Below are 15,239 nucleotides of genomic sequence, written 5' to 3' on the forward strand. Positions count from 1 at the left end.
CCTTACTGCACGGTGACAAGACGCACGCAGGCATGCGTGGCGTCGCCGAGGGCGTGGGGGTTCTCGGGCATCGTGTCGACCTTGATGCTCAGCTGCGGTCGATCGAAGCGGTCGTAGATCACCCGGCCGTGTTCGCCGCGCACCGTCTCGCGCTTGAAGCCGGCGGCATCCAGTGCCGAGGCGAAGTGGTTGAAGTCGACCTGGCAGATCGCCGCAGCCGACGCCTTGCGGTCGCTGCTGGTATCGATGAAGTTCAGGTCCAATCGCGTGCCGGCTGCACCATCCTGCTTCACTTCCAGGCCATAGCCCCATTCCGGCGTCAGCGTGCCGCCATAGCCGAAGTGGCCGGGCCCGAAGGTCTGCGCCGGTGCCTGCATTGCGGCGGACAGGCGTTCGGCGGTCAGTTCGCGCGTGGACGTCGTTGCCTTGATCAGGTCCAGAAGGCGCGACAACAGTTGCTCGGCATTGAGCGGGGAGGGCGAAGTGGTCTCGGATACGGATGGGGCCATGGTGTCGGTTCCTTGAGAAGTCGGCATGCGGTCGGCGGCATGTGCGCAGGCGCTGAGCGTGGTCACCGTCAGTGCGAGCGTCCACGGTCGTATGAATGCGTACCGGGGCATGAGCGTTCCTTGCAGATGAAGGCTGACCCTAGGGGGCGCTGGGTGAAGCAGAGGTTAAGCGCAAGCGAGGCCCCCGATACGATACAAAAGGTGAACGGGTGCGCATTCTTCACTTGACCCTGCCGCGCGCGATGTCAGCATCAGGTCCGTGGAGCTTCAACCTCGCGTGTGACCTTCAACAGGAGGCCGTCATGCAACAACTGCGCAGCTGTCACGCTTTATCCCGCATGCAATGCAACGCGTGGTGTTGATCCTGGTCTGATACGGCCACTCTGCCGGCACGGATGGCCGCCACCCGCAGTACCTGCCACCGTTCACCCGACGCGGATCCGGCATTCTCGTGCCGGCCCTGCAACACACACATATGCACGCCAGATTGCTCTCTGCGTCGCCGACGGCGGTCGCAGCGCGGAGGCTGGCGTGTCCATGATGATCCTGCAGGCTTTGGAGGTGCACTGATGAGCGACCAATACGAAAGAATGCTGCCGGCCCTGGACGACGCCAAGGTCGAAGAAATGATCGGCAAGCTGGTGCTTGTCGGGGTAACCCGCTACGGCGGCGACGGCCAGGTGCAGGGGCTGGAGCAGTACGCAGGAACGGTACTGCGCATCAGCGCCGATGAAGGCGTGGTGCTGGCCGATGAGAATGATGGCCACGAGCGTTACCTGCCGCCGATGCTCGACCAGTACCTGCCGGCCCAGCCGGGCGAGTACCGGATGAGCAACAGTGGCATGATCGTGATCGACCCGGATTATCTGGCCACTTGGGACCTGCACGCCCAACAGTAGCGCCGGGCCCTGCCCGGCAGGTGCTGCCCCACCAGCGGCAGCGCTTTTGCCCCATCCGGCCACTAGCCCTTCCGGCCCATTCACGACAACCCCTGCGGTGCTAGATTCGGGCCCTTGCCCGTTTCCGGGCTCCCATTCACACCCCAGGGGATAAGGATGCTCATCCGTCGTACCTCTCTGGCGGCGGCCGTTGCCGTTGCCACCTTCGGCCTGCTGGCCACTGGCCCGGCGCTTGCCGATTACGCAAAGCCGCCGGAACGCCTGCTCAAGGTGCTGAAGGCGCCGCCGCCGCCGGCGCCGAACGTGGCCCCGGGCGGCCAGCGCCTGTTGCTGACCACCGCGCAGACCTACCCGTCGATCAGCCGCGTTGCCCAGCCGTACCTGAAGCTGGCCGGCGTGCGCCTGGAGCCGAAGAACCGCAGCCGCCATGACACCCCCGGTGGCTACGGCATTCCGGCCTGCGTGGCTGACTTCACCCTGGTCGATATCGGCAGCGGCAAGGAGACCAAGGTCAACCTGCCGCAGGGCTGCGCCACCGGCGCGCTGTGGTCGGCCGATGGTAGCCACTTCGCGTTCCAGAATGCGGTCGATACCAGCGTGCAGCTGTGGGTGGGCGATGCCGCCACCGGGCAGGTGAAGCAGATCCCGAACGTGCAGCTGAACCCGATCTTTGGCAACACCGTGCAGTGGCTGGGTGGCAGCCAGAACCTGCTGGTGAAGCTGGTGCCGGCCAACCAGGGCCCGGCGCCGTCCAATGGCGGTGTGCCGACCGGCCCGGATGCGCAGGAGTCGCTGGGCAGCAGCGGCGAGAGCAGCACCTATGAGGCGCGCGATACGCTGACCAGCGTGCATGACGAGAAGCTGTTCGCCTACTACGGTGCCTCGCAGTTGGCCGTGGTCGACACCGCCGCCGGCAGCGTGCGTCCGGTCGGGCAGCCGGCGCTGTTCAACGACGTCAGCGCCGCGCCCGATGGCGTGCATGTGCTGACCGAGTCGATCAAGGCACCGTACTCGCATGCGGTGACCTACCAGCGCTTCGCCAACGACGTGGCCGTGCTGGATATCGCCAGCGGCAAGTCCACGCCGATCGCCAGCCTGCCGCTGGCCGACCGCGTGCCGGTGCACGGCGTGCCGGAAGGCCCGCGTGGTTTCGACTGGCGTGCCACCGATCCGGCCACCTTGGTCTATGCCGAAGCGCTGGACAAGGGCGACTGGAAAGTCAACGTGCCGCATCGCGATCGCGTGCTGATGCTGAAGGCACCTTTCAACGGCAAACCGACCGAGATCACCCGCACCACGCAGCGCTTCGAAGGTTTTGCGTGGACCGCCGATCCGGCCGTGGCGTTCCAGTACGAGAACGACGAGAACCGCCACTGGATGCAGACCCGCGTCGTCGATGTGGATCAGCCGAAGAAGGAAGGGCGCCTGCTGTGGGACATGTCCAGCGACGAGCTGTACGCCAACCCCGGCAATCTGGTGTTCACCCGCCTGCCGAATGGCGCCCAGGTCGTGCGCCGTGAGGGCAACCATGTGTTCCTCAGCGGCCGTGGCGCGTCGCCGCAGGGCGATCGTCCGTTCCTGGACCGCCTTGACCTGGGCACGCTGAAGAGCGAGCGCCTGTTCCGCAGCAGTGCCGACGCCTACGAACAGTTCCTCGGTTTCAGCAGCACGCCGGGGCGCTACCTGACCTGGCACCAGTCGGTGATCGATCCGCCGAACGCCTTCATCCGCCAGCAGGGTGAGGCGGTGGCCGACGCGAAGGCCGGCGAGGCGCAGTTCGCGTCCACCGCCACCGCGCTGACCAAGCTGGTCGACCCGACCCCGGAAGTGCGCCAGATCAAGAAGCAGCTGGTGACCTACAAGCGGGCCGATGGCGTGGACCTGTCGTTCACCCTGTACACGCCGCCGGGCTACAAGGAAGGCCAGCGTGTGCCGGCGATCCTGTACGCCTACCCGGCCGACTTCGCCAACGCCGCACAGGCGGGCCAGGTATCGGGTTCGCAGCAGACCTTCACCCGCCTGCAGCCGTACCGCCTGATGCTGCTGGCCGGCTACGCGATCATCGACAACGCCTCGTTCCCGATCGTGGGCGACCCGAAGAACGCCTACGACACCTACCTGGAGCAGCTGGAAGCCGATGCCAAGGCTGCGGTGGACAAGGCCGTGGACATGGGCGTGGTCGACCGCAACCGCATCGGCGTGACCGGCCACAGCCACGGTGGCCTGATGACCGCCAACCTGATCGCCCACACCAACCTGTTCAAGGCCGGCGTGGCGACCAGTGGCTCGTACAACAAGACCTTCACCCCGTTCGGCTTCCAGAACGAACGCCGATCGGTCTGGCAGGCGCAGGACGTATACCTGAAGGCCTCGCCGTTCTTCTATGCCGACAAGATCAAGCTGCCGCTGCTGCTGGTCCACGGCGAAGACGATGCGAATCCGGGCACCGAGCCGTTCCAGTCGCGCAAGCTGTACCAGGCGATCCGCGGCAACGGCGGCACCACCCGTCTGGTGATGCTGCCGAACGAGCCGCACTGGTACACCGCGCTGGAGTCCAACGAGCAGCTGGTGGCGGAAATGCTGAACTGGTTCGACACCTACGTGAAGAACGCCAAGTAAGGGAACAGGAAGGCCACCTCCGGGTGGCCTTCCTGCATCCTGCTGTAGCGCCGAACCGACGTTCGGCGATCCGTCCGCCTGTAAACAGTTGCAAGTGCCCTGCAATCAACTGTGGAGACTCGGTAACGACGTGTTACCGGCACATTCGCATGCCATGCAAATGGTCTAGGCTGAAGCTGTAAGTCCGTTCCGGGTCGGTGCAATGAAAGCCATCCTTCTTGCTGCAACGTTGTCGTTGTTCCTGGTCTCAACTGCGGGCGCCCAGTCGCTGCCCGCCGAACTGGCGCAGCTGGGGATCATCGCCGGCATGCCTTACGTCAAGGCCAAGCGCCTGCTGGATGCGGCCGGTTGGCAGGTGAAGCCGGTGGAGGGCGCGCCGGAGTCGCTGGAAGGCTTTCCGGAAGTCGGATGCCAGAAGGGTGGGAAGCAGTGTGCGACGACTTTCGAGAAGGGCGGACAGCAGGTCGCGGTGCGGCTGGGCACTACCCTGGCAGGGCAGCCGTTCGTGCAGGGCGCTGATTGAGCGCCTGCTGCGCTCACGCCAGCGGCAGGCGGTCCTGCGCGTGCGCCAACCGGTCGTGCAGTTCGCGCACGTGCTCGGCCTTCGCATGGATGCGCGTGGTATCACCGAAACTTCGCAGATAGGCGCAGGCGGCAAAGCCAGCGCTCTTCTTCTCGTATTCGGCAATCCAGGCCAGGCGGTCCGGGTTGTTGGCCTGTTCGGCTGACCACGCGGCCACCGGTGGGCGGATGCGGTACTTCAGGCCGACGCGCCACGGCTTCGGTGTCAGTCGCGCACGGAAGCAATGCTGCAGCCGGCACATGCGCGCGTAGAGGGCGTCGGTGCCCAGTGCCTTGAAGAAGGCCTGCAGCTGCTCGTCCTCGGGGGAGAACGTGGCATGCATGGCCAGCACGCGTAGTCCGGCCGGCGTGCGGTACGCGCGCAGATGCCAGTCCGGATGCTGTTCGCTGAAGGTCGCGACCCGCTGCAGCGCTACACCTTCGGCGCCACCGGCCGCGGCCAGGCGCCGCTTGCGCTGCATCAGCATCGCCGTGTTGACCAGCAACACCGCCGCCACCCCCAGTACCAGTCCCACCAGCCAGTGCCAGAGCAGGGTGCCGATGATGGCGCCGGCGAACAGCAGCACTGCCGCGATGATTGCAGGCAGCACGCAACCTGCCGGCGGCTGCGCATGGTCGATGTCGGCGAACAGCACGTCAGGGGTATTGAGGCAGAGCGCACCGTAGCTGTTGCGGGTGATGATGACGTCACCGTCGCGCTGCACGATCTGCTCGCGGATCGGAACGCCTTCCACGCCGTAGTTGCTGCGCACTTCGCGACGCGGCAGCACCTGCCCGGCAAGAATGGCATTGAGTGCTTCGTTGGCACGGCGGTCGGCGTGACCCTGGGCTTGGGCTGGGCCTTCGTCGGACCAGCCAAAGCGGCGCACCACCACCGGCCGGCCACGGAAACGGGCCTGCAGGCGGGCTTCGGCCCAGTACGCGGGAACGATCATCATCGTGCGGTGCTCCATCTTCCATGGCAGGTGCCGAAGCGAGTCTGGCACAGCGCCGGGGCGCCCGCATCCGCCTGCTGCAGTGGGCCGGGCGGAGTGATAGATTGCGCGCTTCGCATGCACTCCACCAAGGACGGAGCGATGTTCATTAACCTGCGCGGCCTGTTAGCCCTGGCCTGTGCCGGGGCGATGGGCGCGGCCACCGCAGCGGTACCGGCAGGGCCGCAGATCCTCACCGAGGATGCCAGTCGTTTCTATGCACTCTATGACAGCGCTGGCGGCAAGCCGAGCGTTGCGCAGCTGCGTGGATACATGGCGGAGGGTTCGGCCGGCCTGGCCGAGTTGGCCAAGGCACGCCGGGTCACTCCGGAGCGGATTGCCGAGTCCATCGCCAGCCAGCCGGAGCTGTATGCGCAGGGGCGGAACTGCCTGGCCGAGCTGCCGGCGGTCAAGCAACGGCTGGTACAGGTGTTCGCCAACCTGCAGGCGATCTACCCGCAGACCCGGTTCCCGCCAGTGACCATCGTGGTGGGCCGCGGCCGTCCTGTAGGGCTGACGTCGAAGAGCGGGGTGATCATCGGCCTGGAAGCGTTGTGCGCGGCCGACTTCATGCATCCCAATGTGCAGGACCGCTTCGTGCACGTGATCGCACACGAATACGTGCACATCCAGCAGACCGGCCTGACCGACTTCGAGCCGGGTGACCCGCAGGCGACGGTGCTGCGTGTTTCGCTGGGGGAGGGCATCGCCGAGTTCATCGCCGAGTTGATTTCCGGCAACGTGGGCAACGGGCGCCACGCGGCTTGGACCCGTGGCCGCGAAGTACATATCGAAAGCGCGTTCGCGCTGGATCTGGACAGCACCGATCTGTCGCCATGGCTGTACAACTACAAGCCGGGCTCGCAGGAGCCTTACGACCTGGGGTACTGGGTGGGTTATCGCATCGCCAAGGCCTATTACCTGCAGGCCAAGGACAAGCGTGACGCGGTGCGAGCGCTGATACAGCAGGACAACCCGAAAGCGATCCTGGCCGCCAGCGGCTGGACGCCGGGCATGTGGATGCCGGCAAAGGTCACGGGTGTGGCGGCGCGTACGGCTGCACGCTGAGCGCAGCACAGGGCGCTAGACTGCTGAAGTTGATTTCAGGAGTACCCGCATGCGTGGACCTGTTGAGCTTGCCGCCGTGGCTGTCGTGACGCTGGGCCTTGCGTTGGTTTCTCCGCTGGGTGCCGCAGAAACTGTCGCAGTCAATCCACTGCTGCTGACGCCTGTCGAGCAGTTGCGCCCCGACGAGGTTCGTTTCATGCAGCAGCGCTTGGCCGACTGGCCGCAGCTGCAGCACTATCGCGACGCCAACGCACGGTTGCCTGCCGCAGTACCCGGGCAGCCACGCGTAGTGTTCTTCGGCGATTCCATCACCGAAGGCTGGGGCAAGGATGGCAGCGCTGGATTCTTCCCCGGCAAGGGGTGGCTCAATCGTGGCATCAGCGGCCAGACTACGGCACAGATGCTGGTGCGGTTTTCCCAGGACGCGCTGGCGCTCAAGCCGCAGGTGGTGGTGATCCTGGCCGGCACCAACGACATCGCCGGCAATACCGGCCCATCCACGCAGGGGATGATCGAAGACAACCTGCACGCGATGATGGAGCTGGCCCGTGCACATGGCATCGCCGTGGTGCTGGCCTCCGTGCTGCCGGTGAGTGAGTACCCGTGGATGCCGGGCATCACGCCTGCGCCGAAGGTGCGCGCATTGAATAAGGCGTTGAAGCGCTATGCCGAGGCGAAGCAGCTGGTCTATCTGGACTACTACACGCCGATGGCCAATGCGGCTGGTGGCCTCGATCCGCAGCTGGCCGAGGACGGCGTGCATCCCACCGCGAAGGGCTATGCGGTGATGGCGCCGTTGGCCGAAGCGGCGGTCAAGCGCGCGCTGCAGCAGAAGTAGCTCCCGCGGGCAGACTCGCCAGCAGCCACTCGCAGAAACTGATCACCAGCGGATCGGCCGCGCTGTCCTGGTGCACCAGCCAGCTCCAGCGCGGGCCGCGCACGCGCGCCTCATCCAGCGGTAGCAGCAGGCCTTGATCGCAGGCGCGAGCCGCCAACAACTCGCTGACCAGGGCGATGCCCAGCCCTTGGCAGGCTGCATCCAGCAGCTGCCCGGGCTCGGAGAAGTTCATGCCTTCGCGGCGCTGGCCAACATCGGCGCCCCCCTGTACCTGCCACTGGCTCCAATCCATTTCGCGCTCGCCATGCAGGGTCAGGCGTTCATGCACGGGCGTGGCCAGCAGGTCGGGATGGCAGGCCGGAAAGAGGCGATCCTGCAGCAGCACGCGATGCTGGCACTGGGCCTGTGAGTCCAGGTCGTCGCGTACCGCCACGTCCAGCGTCTGCGTGGTCATGTCCGGCGCGTCCTCGCTGGTCAGCAGCCACAGGTCGGCGTCGGGATGCAGGCGATGGAACCCGGCCAGGCGTGGCACCAGCCAATGGCGCGCAAAGGCCGGGCTGGTGTTGACGATCAGTTGATTCGGCTTGCGGTACTGATCGAGCCGGCGGATGCCACTGGCCAGCTGCCGCAGCAGGGACTGGGTGGTTTCCAGCAGGTCGATGCCGGCGTCGGTGAGGGTGACGCTGCGGCCCTGCCGGAAGAACAACGGCTGCTGCAGCGAGGCTTCCAGGCCCCGGATCTGCTGGCTGATGGCCGACTGGGTCAGATGCAGTTCCTCGGCTGCCCTGTGGAAACTACCCAGGCGGGCGGCGGCCTCGAAACCACGCAACGCGTTCAGCGGTGGCCAATGCTTGAGCATTTCAGGTAAGTAAAACTGTTCAATTGATGGCTGAAGCTATCGTTTGTTGTTATGGATGGGCAAGCGCAGCATAGCTTCCATCCCACACCGGCCCTGGAGCCCGTCATGAGCAGCCGTCGTCACTTCCTCACCCAGCTGGCGGGCGCCGCCGGTCTTGGCGGCCTGGCCGCCCTCGGTCTGGCGGGGTTGCCGGCTCGCGTGGCTGCGGCGGGGCCGGGCGCGGGTATCTGGCGGATGCCCGACGAGCATGGCCCCCAGGAGCGCGTCTTCCTGGCCTTTGCTGCGCAACCGCGGGTCTGGGGTGCGCAGGCCGACGCGGTGAACACCGCTGTGGCCCGCCTGGCCCGCACCATCGCCCGCTACCAGCCGGTCAGCGTGCTGTGCCGCCCGGCGCAGCGGAAGCTGGCGCAGGATCGCTGCGGCCGCGACAACATCGAGTTCCTCGAGGTGCCGCTGGATGACATCTGGGTGCGCGACTACGGCGGTTGTTTCGTCACCGATGGCAAGGGCGGGCTGGGCCTGGTTGATTTCAACTTCAACGGCTGGGGTGGCAAGCAGAGCGCACGCAACGATGGCGCGGTGGCGCCGTGGCTGGCGCAGGTGACCGGTGCCACGCTGCTGGAAAGCGATCTGGTGGGCGAGGGTGGTGGCATCGAAGTCGACGGTCATGGCACCGCCATCCTCACCGAGAGCTGCTGGGTGAACCGCAACCGCAATCCCGACTGGTCGCGCGCGGATATCGAGGCCGAGCTGAAGCATCACCTTGGCCTGCGCAAGGTGATCTGGCTGCCCGGTATTGCCGGCGAGGACATCACCGATGCGCACGTGGATTTCTACGCACGCTTCGTGCGCCCCGGCGTAGTGATCGCCAACCTGGACAATGATCCGGAGTCCTACGATCACGACCTGACCCGCGAACATCTACAGATCCTGCGCGAGGCCACCGATGCCGATGGTCGTCGCCTGCAGGTGCACACGTTGCCGCCACCGCTGGACGGGCGCGACAACGTGCATACCCGCGACAACGACGACCTGGCGATGGGCTACGTCAACTACCTGCCGATCAATGGTGCGGTGGTCGCGCCGCAGTTTGGCGACGACGCTGCCGATGGCTACTGCCGTGAACTGCTGGAGGATCTGTACCCCAGCCGGGAGATCGAGCCGGTGGACATCGACGCGATTGCGGGCGGCGGAGGTGGCATCCATTGCGTGACAAAGAACATGCCGAAGGTCGGGTGACGCGCTTCAGGCGTGGTCCTGCTTCAACGCGGCATCGGCCGCCAGCAACGCCTCGGCGGCCGCGCTGAGTGGCGGCGAGGGCGGGGCGACCACGCCGATCGCTTCCATCATCTTTGGCATGCCCAGGAACTGGCGTGAGCGGCGGTCGTAGATGCCGGTGACCAGCAGCGCGCGCGTGGCGATCTTCTGCTCAGCGCCGATCAGTACGCGCTGCTCCATGATGCCGCGCGAACCGACCCAGCCCACCAGGCGCGTTTCCAGGGTGAAGCGCTGGAACGGCTTCAGCTCGCGACGGAACTGGATGGTGCCTGCGCCGACGATCGGTGCCCACTTCTCGCGCAGCGCCACCCGGCCCAGGCCCATGCGCAGGATCAGGTCCAGCCGGCCCAGGTCGAAGATGTTCCAGTAGCGGCCGTTGGTCATGTGCAGGTTGCTGTCCAGATCGTTGGGCAGCACCCGGAACTGCAGGCGAGACACCCCGAACGGGGCCTCCAGCTTGGGCCGGAACAGGCTGCACAGCAGCAGGTGGAGCAGGCGGAACCAGAGATTCATGGCTATGACGACTGTTATAGAACGGCCGGTACGCTAATCTATGACGACTGTCTTAGCAAGGCGATCACCGTGAGCCCACGACCCTCTGATGCCCCGCAACGGGTGATTGATGCCGCAGCACAGATGCTGGCGCGGGTAGGCCTCAATGCCACCAGCATCCGTGAGGTGACCAAGCTGGCCGAGGCGCCGCTGGGCTCCACCTACCACCACTTCCCGGGCGGCAAGCAGGAACTGCTGGCGCGCGCCACCTACATGGCCGGCGACAAGGTGGAGGCGCTTCTCGTCGAGCTGTTGAAGGGCGGGGCCGTGCTGGGCCTGCGGCAGTTCCTGGCAATGTGGCGCGAGCGCCTGCTGCGCTCCGGGTTCCGCGCGGGCTGTCCGGTCCTGGCCGCGGCAGTGGAAGAGCCGGTGGAAGCCGTGCCCAGCCAGCCACGTGTTGCCGCTGCCGAAGTGTTCGCGCGCTGGCAGGGGCATCTCGCCGCAGCCTTCATTGCCGACGGCCACGATCCTGCGGCGGCGGATGGACTGGCCAGCCTGGTGATCGCCAGCGTGGAAGGCGCCGTGGCGATGTGCCGCGCACTGCAGGACATCGCCCCGTTCGACCAGGTCGCAGCGCAGTTGCTGAAGGCGACCGCGCCGCCCTGATCCGGCTATTCGTGTGCGGGAGACGCGCGGCAGGTCATCTGAAGATCACCAGGTAACCCCAGCCGAGCACGATGGGCAGGAAGGCTGCGACGGCCGACGCGCCCAACCAACGAAGGTAGCTGCGGGAGGCGGGCGCTCCCTGCCGCTTGAGGGCCCAGGCATTCGCCGGGAGCACCAGCAACGCCTGCACCGCAAAGGTGACCACGGCGGCAAGCCAGGCCACCAGGACGCCGAGGCAGCCATCGCTGAAGCAGCGGCTACCAAACCACGAACCCCAAGCGGCGAGGCCAATCATTGGAACGAACATCACGAGCGCGGTGGCGCGGGTGAACTGGGAGGCCTGCATGCCGTGGCGCATAGTTCTTCTGGTGGAAAATCATAATCCAGCCGCCGGCGCGCGGGTACAAGGCCGGCGCCAGTCCGGCCCGTGGCAGATGGACCCACGGCCCCATCGCGCTAGAATCCGTCCACCACCGCCTACGCGTGCCCGGCAAGGATGTCCGCATGCAGTATCAGGTTTCTGAGGTCCCTGGCCGCGATGCCTCCCGTCTACGGGTGGCGGCATGAAGAACTCGCGCCATTTTTCAATCAGTGCATTGAAGCTGCCCAGGAGCCGTGGCGGTGAAGTCGTGCGTGCGCGGCGGCACCTGCAGCAACGTGGCTGGCCCCGTCTGCAGATGGCCTTGATCGTTGCGTTGACTGGAGCCGCCGGGTTCCTTGCCTCGCATCTGCTGCGACTGGCTGGCGTCGACGCAATGCTGTTGCGCTACCCGATGGCGGTACTGCTGGCCTACGGCGTGTTCCTGCTGCTGATGTGGATCTGGATCCGTTGGCGCTGGGACGACGTGCTGGATGGCCTGTCGTCGGAGGTGGGTGGAGGCAGCCCATCGGCACACGGCGGCGTCGCCGAATCACCGTGGAGCAGCGTCGGTGGCCGTTCTGGAGGTGGCGGCGCGTCAGCTTCGTGGAATGAGTCGGCGCAGGCCGGCGGCGGCGATGCCGGTGAGCTGCCGTTGACCGGCCTGGCCGAAGACGAAGCGGGCCTGCCGTTGCTGGTGATCCTCGGCATCGTCGCGCTGGTGGCGACCGTCCTGCTGGCGAGCATGTGGGTGGTGTGGTCGGCGCCGGTGCTGATGGCCGAATTGCTGGTGGACGCGGCCATTGCCAGTGGCCTGTACCGGCGCATGCAGGGCATGCAGGAGCAGGGATGGTGGCGGGTATGCGTGACGCACACGATCTGGCCGCTGCTCGGCCTGCTGCTGTTCTTTGCTGTTGTTGGATGGCTCGCACAGGAACTGGCACCCGGCGCAGTCAGTCTGGCCCAGGCGTTCCGGGCGCTGTAGCGGCGCAAGTGGATGGCCGAGCTCGGCTTTTCGTTCCTGACCTACCCTGCGCTATGATCCGCGCCAAGGCCAAGGCATGTGGCCGGCTGTCAACCACCACGAATGAGGAAGAGCGCATGGATGTCGCTGCACGCAGGAACAGGACGTTGTTTCGTTGGATCATGGTGACGCTGCTGGCAGTACTGATGCCGTTTGCAGCACTGGCTGAGCCCGCAGCCGGGCAGGCCGCTACCGCCGAAGCCGCTACCGCCGCGGAGGAGGCCCGATGCCGCGCCTGCAGCTATGAGCGTATCGGGCACAAGGTCGATATCGGGCTGGTTGCACTGGTGTCGCTGCTGGTGGTGGGCCTGCTGATCGCGGCGTCGCGGGAATGGGGCACCACGTCGCAGCGCTGGACCTGCCGCACGCTGTCCCTGTTGCTGGTGGGTGTCGGTGCGGCGTTGCTGTGGTGGGCTGGCAGCGTCGTCTACCTGGGCTACAACCCGTGGCAGGAAATGGGCGCCCCCGTCGATGGCTCGCTCACCTCGACACTGCTCACTACCTCACCGAAGTGGCTGGCGGCGCTGGTGTTGATTGGTTTCGCGCCCTCCATCTGGAAGCGCAGCGAACGCCTGCCGGCCTGGCGTATCGGCTGACCCTGGAATGACGGCGCCGGATCACATCCGGCGCCGCCTGAGGCGATCAGTCAAAGCGCCAGCGCACGCCGGCATAGACGCCACGGCCTTCGCCTGGCGTCGAGCGCGCGACATCCTTGCCGGCGTCGTCGTAGCCCGGCGTGACCGTGGCCGCGTAGTGGCGGTTGCCGATGTTGCGCATCTCCGCCCACGCCTGCCAGCGGCCACCGGGTGCGTCGTAGCCGATGCGGCTGCCGAAGATCACATGGCTGTCGGCCCAGTAGCTGTTGGCGTAGTCCACTGCGATACGCGAGGCGTATTCGGTGTTCAGTGCAGCATAGAGGCCCGAGGCGTGATCGAAGCGCAGCTCGGCCTGGTAGCTGTGGCGCGGCAGGCCCGGCAGGCGGTTGCTGCCGAAGCGCGCGTCGTGGCGGTAACGGAAATCACTGAAGGTGTACGCCTGGCGCAAGGACAGGCGCCCCGGCGCGGCCTGCCACAGCGTGCTGTCCAATCCGGCTTCGATGCCACGGTGCACGGTGGGGCTGGCGTTGTTCTCTGCGATGAACAGGTTCGGTACCGGTTGCAGCTCCACGCTCAGCAGCTCGTGGTTGACGTGCGCGTAGTAGCCGGTCAGTTCCCAGCGCCCCAGCACAGCGTCGCCGCGCGCACCCAGTTCCAGCGTGGTGGCGGTCTGGTTCTGCATCGGTACCGGCGCGCGCTGGCGGCCGGTGGAGGGGCCATTGCCCGGCCCGAAGTACTGGTTCGAGCCCCAGATCATCGACCACGGATGCGGTGCTTCCACCGAGCGGCTGAGGTTGCCGAACCACTGCGTCTGCGCGCTGTGCTGCCAGGTGAAGCCCAGCCGCGGCGCGTAGTCCCAGTCATGATCGCGCAGTCGACCGCCGCTGTTTGGCCAGGTCACCTGCACGTCGCGGCGGGTGTTGATCAGCGCCAGCCCGGTCTGCATGCGCAGGCGGTCGTTGAAGGTGAGGATATTGCTGACGTGCAGCGTGCTGTCGGTGCCGTGGTGGCGGAAATCACGCGTGCGCGTGCCGGCGGCATAGCCGTTGCTGGCAAAGCGCAGCGACTCGCGCACGTCGGCGTCCAGGTCGTGGGTGACGCGCAGGCCGACCATGGTTTCACTGTCCAGCCCGAACAGCCGGTGGCGGTGGCGATAGTCCAGCGTGGCGTTGAGGTTGGCGTAGTCCAGTTGCTGGCGGTACAGGCTCTCGTTCAAGTCCATCGGGTACGTGTGATAGACCAGGCCGGCCTGCAATGAGGAGTCCTCATCGATCTGCAGCGTGGTGACATTGCCCACCCAGGCGCTGCCGGGTTGCGGGCGGCGCGCATCGATGGCCAGGTTGGCTGGATTGGCCGCATGCGGATCGTTGCGGATCTGGTCGCGGGTCAGGCGCCCGGGCGTTTCGTGGTTGGTTTCGCGATAGCGCACGAAGAAGCGCGTCTGCAGGTCGGGCGTGATCTGCCAGCCGATGTTCGCCATCGCACCTTTACCGTCGCCACGCGCATGGCGCTGGTAGCCGTGGAATTCGGTATCGGTGTAGGCCAGGAAGTAATCGACGTCGCCGCTGACACCGCCCCAGCTGAGACCGCGCTTCTGGTAGCCACGGCTGCCGGCCTCGTAACGCAATTGCACGCCAGCCGAATCACGGCCGTTGCGGCTGACGTAATCGATGGCACCGCCGAGTGCCAGCGCGCCACGTTCGAAACCATTGGCCCCGCGCAGCACCTCCACGCGCGACAGCCACAGCGGTTCCAGCAGTTCGTAGGGCGTGCCGCCCGGTCCGGTCAGCGGCAGGCCGTCGATCGCCACGGCGATGCCCGAGGCATGCGCGCCCGGCCCGCGATTGATGCCCGAGCCACGGATCGAGATCTTGGTGCCCTCGTTGCCCGGCGACTGCGCGCTGATACCCGGTTGGTAGGCCAGTACATCGGCACTGCTGGACAGTCGACTGTCGGCCTTGGCCACGTCGATGACGTTGCTGGCGCCAGGCACGCGGTTCAGCGCCTCGCGCGCCTGGGCACTGGCATCGGCGGCAGCGGTGACCCGTACGGCATCAAGGGTGGTGGCCTGCGGTGCGGCGACGGCAGTGGAAGCCAGGCCGAGGGAAACTGCCAGGAACAGCAGGGACGGGGTGGGGCGGTGAGACGGGAGCGACATGCGGGAATGCTGTAAACCACGAAAGTGGCGCGCAAGTTAACAGGTCGCGGACGGTACGTCACCCATCACCGACGTATGGGGGCGGGTGCGCCTGTAGAGCCGAGATCCTATGTTCGCGGTCAAGCCTGCTGGAAGCAGGCTTGACCCACTTTCAGCATGGCTGGGTCAAAGTCCCGACCGCTTTTGAAGACCCCCCAGGCGATCCTGGCCAGCTTTCTGGCCAGGATGTTAAAGCTGGCGGTACTGCTGTGGCCACGTTCGCGGATGGCCGTATAAAGGGCTTTGCCGCCTTTGGATCGGGTCAGGCCCATGGCCGCCA

Annotated in this window: 16 protein-coding genes; 9 read left to right on the top strand and 7 right to left on the bottom strand. The window is 66.3% G+C overall.

The window, feature by feature from the left end:
- Positions 1-2: 2 nt before the first annotated feature.
- Positions 3-509: a hypothetical protein gene (locus V3B41_RS16830; RefSeq protein WP_238378681.1), complete on the bottom strand. Its 507-nt coding sequence runs from the start codon at positions 507-509 to the stop codon at positions 3-5.
- Positions 510-1,078: 569 nt separating this feature from the next.
- On the opposite strand from V3B41_RS16830, the gene V3B41_RS16835 reads away from it, so the two are divergent.
- The 3 genes from V3B41_RS16835 to V3B41_RS16845 all read left to right on the top strand — a co-directional run bounded on the left by V3B41_RS16835 (position 1,079) and on the right by V3B41_RS16845 (position 4,550).
- Entirely contained in the window at positions 1,079-1,408 is a 330-nt protein-coding gene (locus V3B41_RS16835; RefSeq protein ID WP_049430086.1) for a hypothetical protein, read from the top strand.
- Between the two features lie 156 nt (positions 1,409-1,564).
- Complete coding sequence (locus V3B41_RS16840) at positions 1,565-4,027, top strand: prolyl oligopeptidase family serine peptidase (RefSeq protein WP_100443799.1); 2,463 nt, start codon at positions 1,565-1,567, stop codon at positions 4,025-4,027.
- A gap of 202 nt (positions 4,028-4,229) precedes the next feature.
- Entirely contained in the window at positions 4,230-4,550 is a 321-nt protein-coding gene (locus tag V3B41_RS16845) for a hypothetical protein (RefSeq protein WP_295550602.1), read from the top strand.
- Between the two features lie 13 nt (positions 4,551-4,563).
- Here the strand turns inward: V3B41_RS16845 and V3B41_RS16850 are convergent, their stop codons facing one another.
- On the bottom strand, positions 4,564-5,547 hold the full coding sequence (locus V3B41_RS16850; protein WP_049427606.1) for a hypothetical protein: 984 nt from the start codon (positions 5,545-5,547) through the stop codon (positions 4,564-4,566).
- Positions 5,548-5,685: 138 nt separating this feature from the next.
- Between V3B41_RS16850 and V3B41_RS16855 the strand changes: the two genes are divergently transcribed.
- Entirely contained in the window at positions 5,686-6,651 is a 966-nt protein-coding gene (locus V3B41_RS16855) for a DUF2268 domain-containing putative Zn-dependent protease (protein WP_049427566.1), read from the top strand.
- Between the two features lie 49 nt (positions 6,652-6,700).
- Positions 6,701-7,489 (top strand): SGNH/GDSL hydrolase family protein, encoded by a 789-nt coding sequence (locus tag V3B41_RS16860; protein WP_329861710.1) that lies wholly within the window; start codon positions 6,701-6,703, stop codon positions 7,487-7,489.
- Here V3B41_RS16860 and V3B41_RS16865 read toward each other — a convergent pair.
- Positions 7,464-8,348, bottom strand: a complete 885-nt coding sequence (locus V3B41_RS16865) for a LysR substrate-binding domain-containing protein (RefSeq protein WP_049427569.1) — start codon at positions 8,346-8,348, stop codon at positions 7,464-7,466. The genes V3B41_RS16860 and V3B41_RS16865 overlap by 26 nt on opposite strands.
- A 105-nt stretch (positions 8,349-8,453) precedes the next feature.
- Here V3B41_RS16865 and V3B41_RS16870 point away from each other — a divergent pair, with 105 nt between their 5' ends.
- Positions 8,454-9,587, top strand: coding sequence for an agmatine deiminase family protein (locus tag V3B41_RS16870; RefSeq protein ID WP_197650494.1), 1,134 nt, complete (start codon positions 8,454-8,456; stop codon positions 9,585-9,587).
- Between the two features lie 6 nt (positions 9,588-9,593).
- On the opposite strand, the gene V3B41_RS16875 is transcribed toward V3B41_RS16870, so the two are convergent.
- Positions 9,594-10,139, bottom strand: a complete 546-nt coding sequence (locus V3B41_RS16875) for a thioesterase family protein (protein WP_197633273.1) — start codon at positions 10,137-10,139, stop codon at positions 9,594-9,596.
- A 69-nt stretch (positions 10,140-10,208) separates the two neighbouring features.
- Here V3B41_RS16875 and V3B41_RS16880 point away from each other — a divergent pair, with 69 nt between their 5' ends.
- Complete coding sequence (locus tag V3B41_RS16880; protein ID WP_049427574.1) at positions 10,209-10,784, top strand: TetR/AcrR family transcriptional regulator; 576 nt, start codon at positions 10,209-10,211, stop codon at positions 10,782-10,784.
- Between the two features lie 34 nt (positions 10,785-10,818).
- Here the strand turns inward: V3B41_RS16880 and V3B41_RS16885 are convergent, their stop codons facing one another.
- The gene (locus V3B41_RS16885) at positions 10,819-11,142 is read right to left on the bottom strand and encodes a hypothetical protein (RefSeq protein WP_049427576.1); all 324 of its coding nucleotides are present in this window, start codon (positions 11,140-11,142) and stop codon (positions 10,819-10,821) included.
- 205 nt (positions 11,143-11,347) lie between these two features.
- Between V3B41_RS16885 and V3B41_RS16890 the strand changes: the two genes are divergently transcribed.
- Positions 11,348-12,127, top strand: coding sequence for a hypothetical protein (locus V3B41_RS16890; RefSeq protein WP_329861711.1), 780 nt, complete (start codon positions 11,348-11,350; stop codon positions 12,125-12,127).
- 116 nt (positions 12,128-12,243) lie between these two features.
- Positions 12,244-12,762 (top strand): hypothetical protein, encoded by a 519-nt coding sequence (locus V3B41_RS16895; RefSeq protein ID WP_329861712.1) that lies wholly within the window; start codon positions 12,244-12,246, stop codon positions 12,760-12,762.
- A gap of 46 nt (positions 12,763-12,808) precedes the next feature.
- On the opposite strand, the gene V3B41_RS16900 is transcribed toward V3B41_RS16895, so the two are convergent.
- Together V3B41_RS16900 and V3B41_RS16905 are read right to left on the bottom strand one after the other, a co-directional pair.
- Complete coding sequence (locus V3B41_RS16900; RefSeq protein WP_329861713.1) at positions 12,809-14,920, bottom strand: TonB-dependent receptor; 2,112 nt, start codon at positions 14,918-14,920, stop codon at positions 12,809-12,811.
- Between the two features lie 119 nt (positions 14,921-15,039).
- A partial coding sequence (locus tag V3B41_RS16905; RefSeq protein WP_329861714.1) for an IS110 family transposase occupies positions 15,040-15,239 on the bottom strand: 200 nt, incomplete at its 5' end.

Source organism: Stenotrophomonas sp. SMYL89, assembly GCF_036319985.1.
Classification (GTDB): Bacteria; Pseudomonadota; Gammaproteobacteria; order Xanthomonadales; family Xanthomonadaceae; genus Stenotrophomonas; species Stenotrophomonas maltophilia_Q.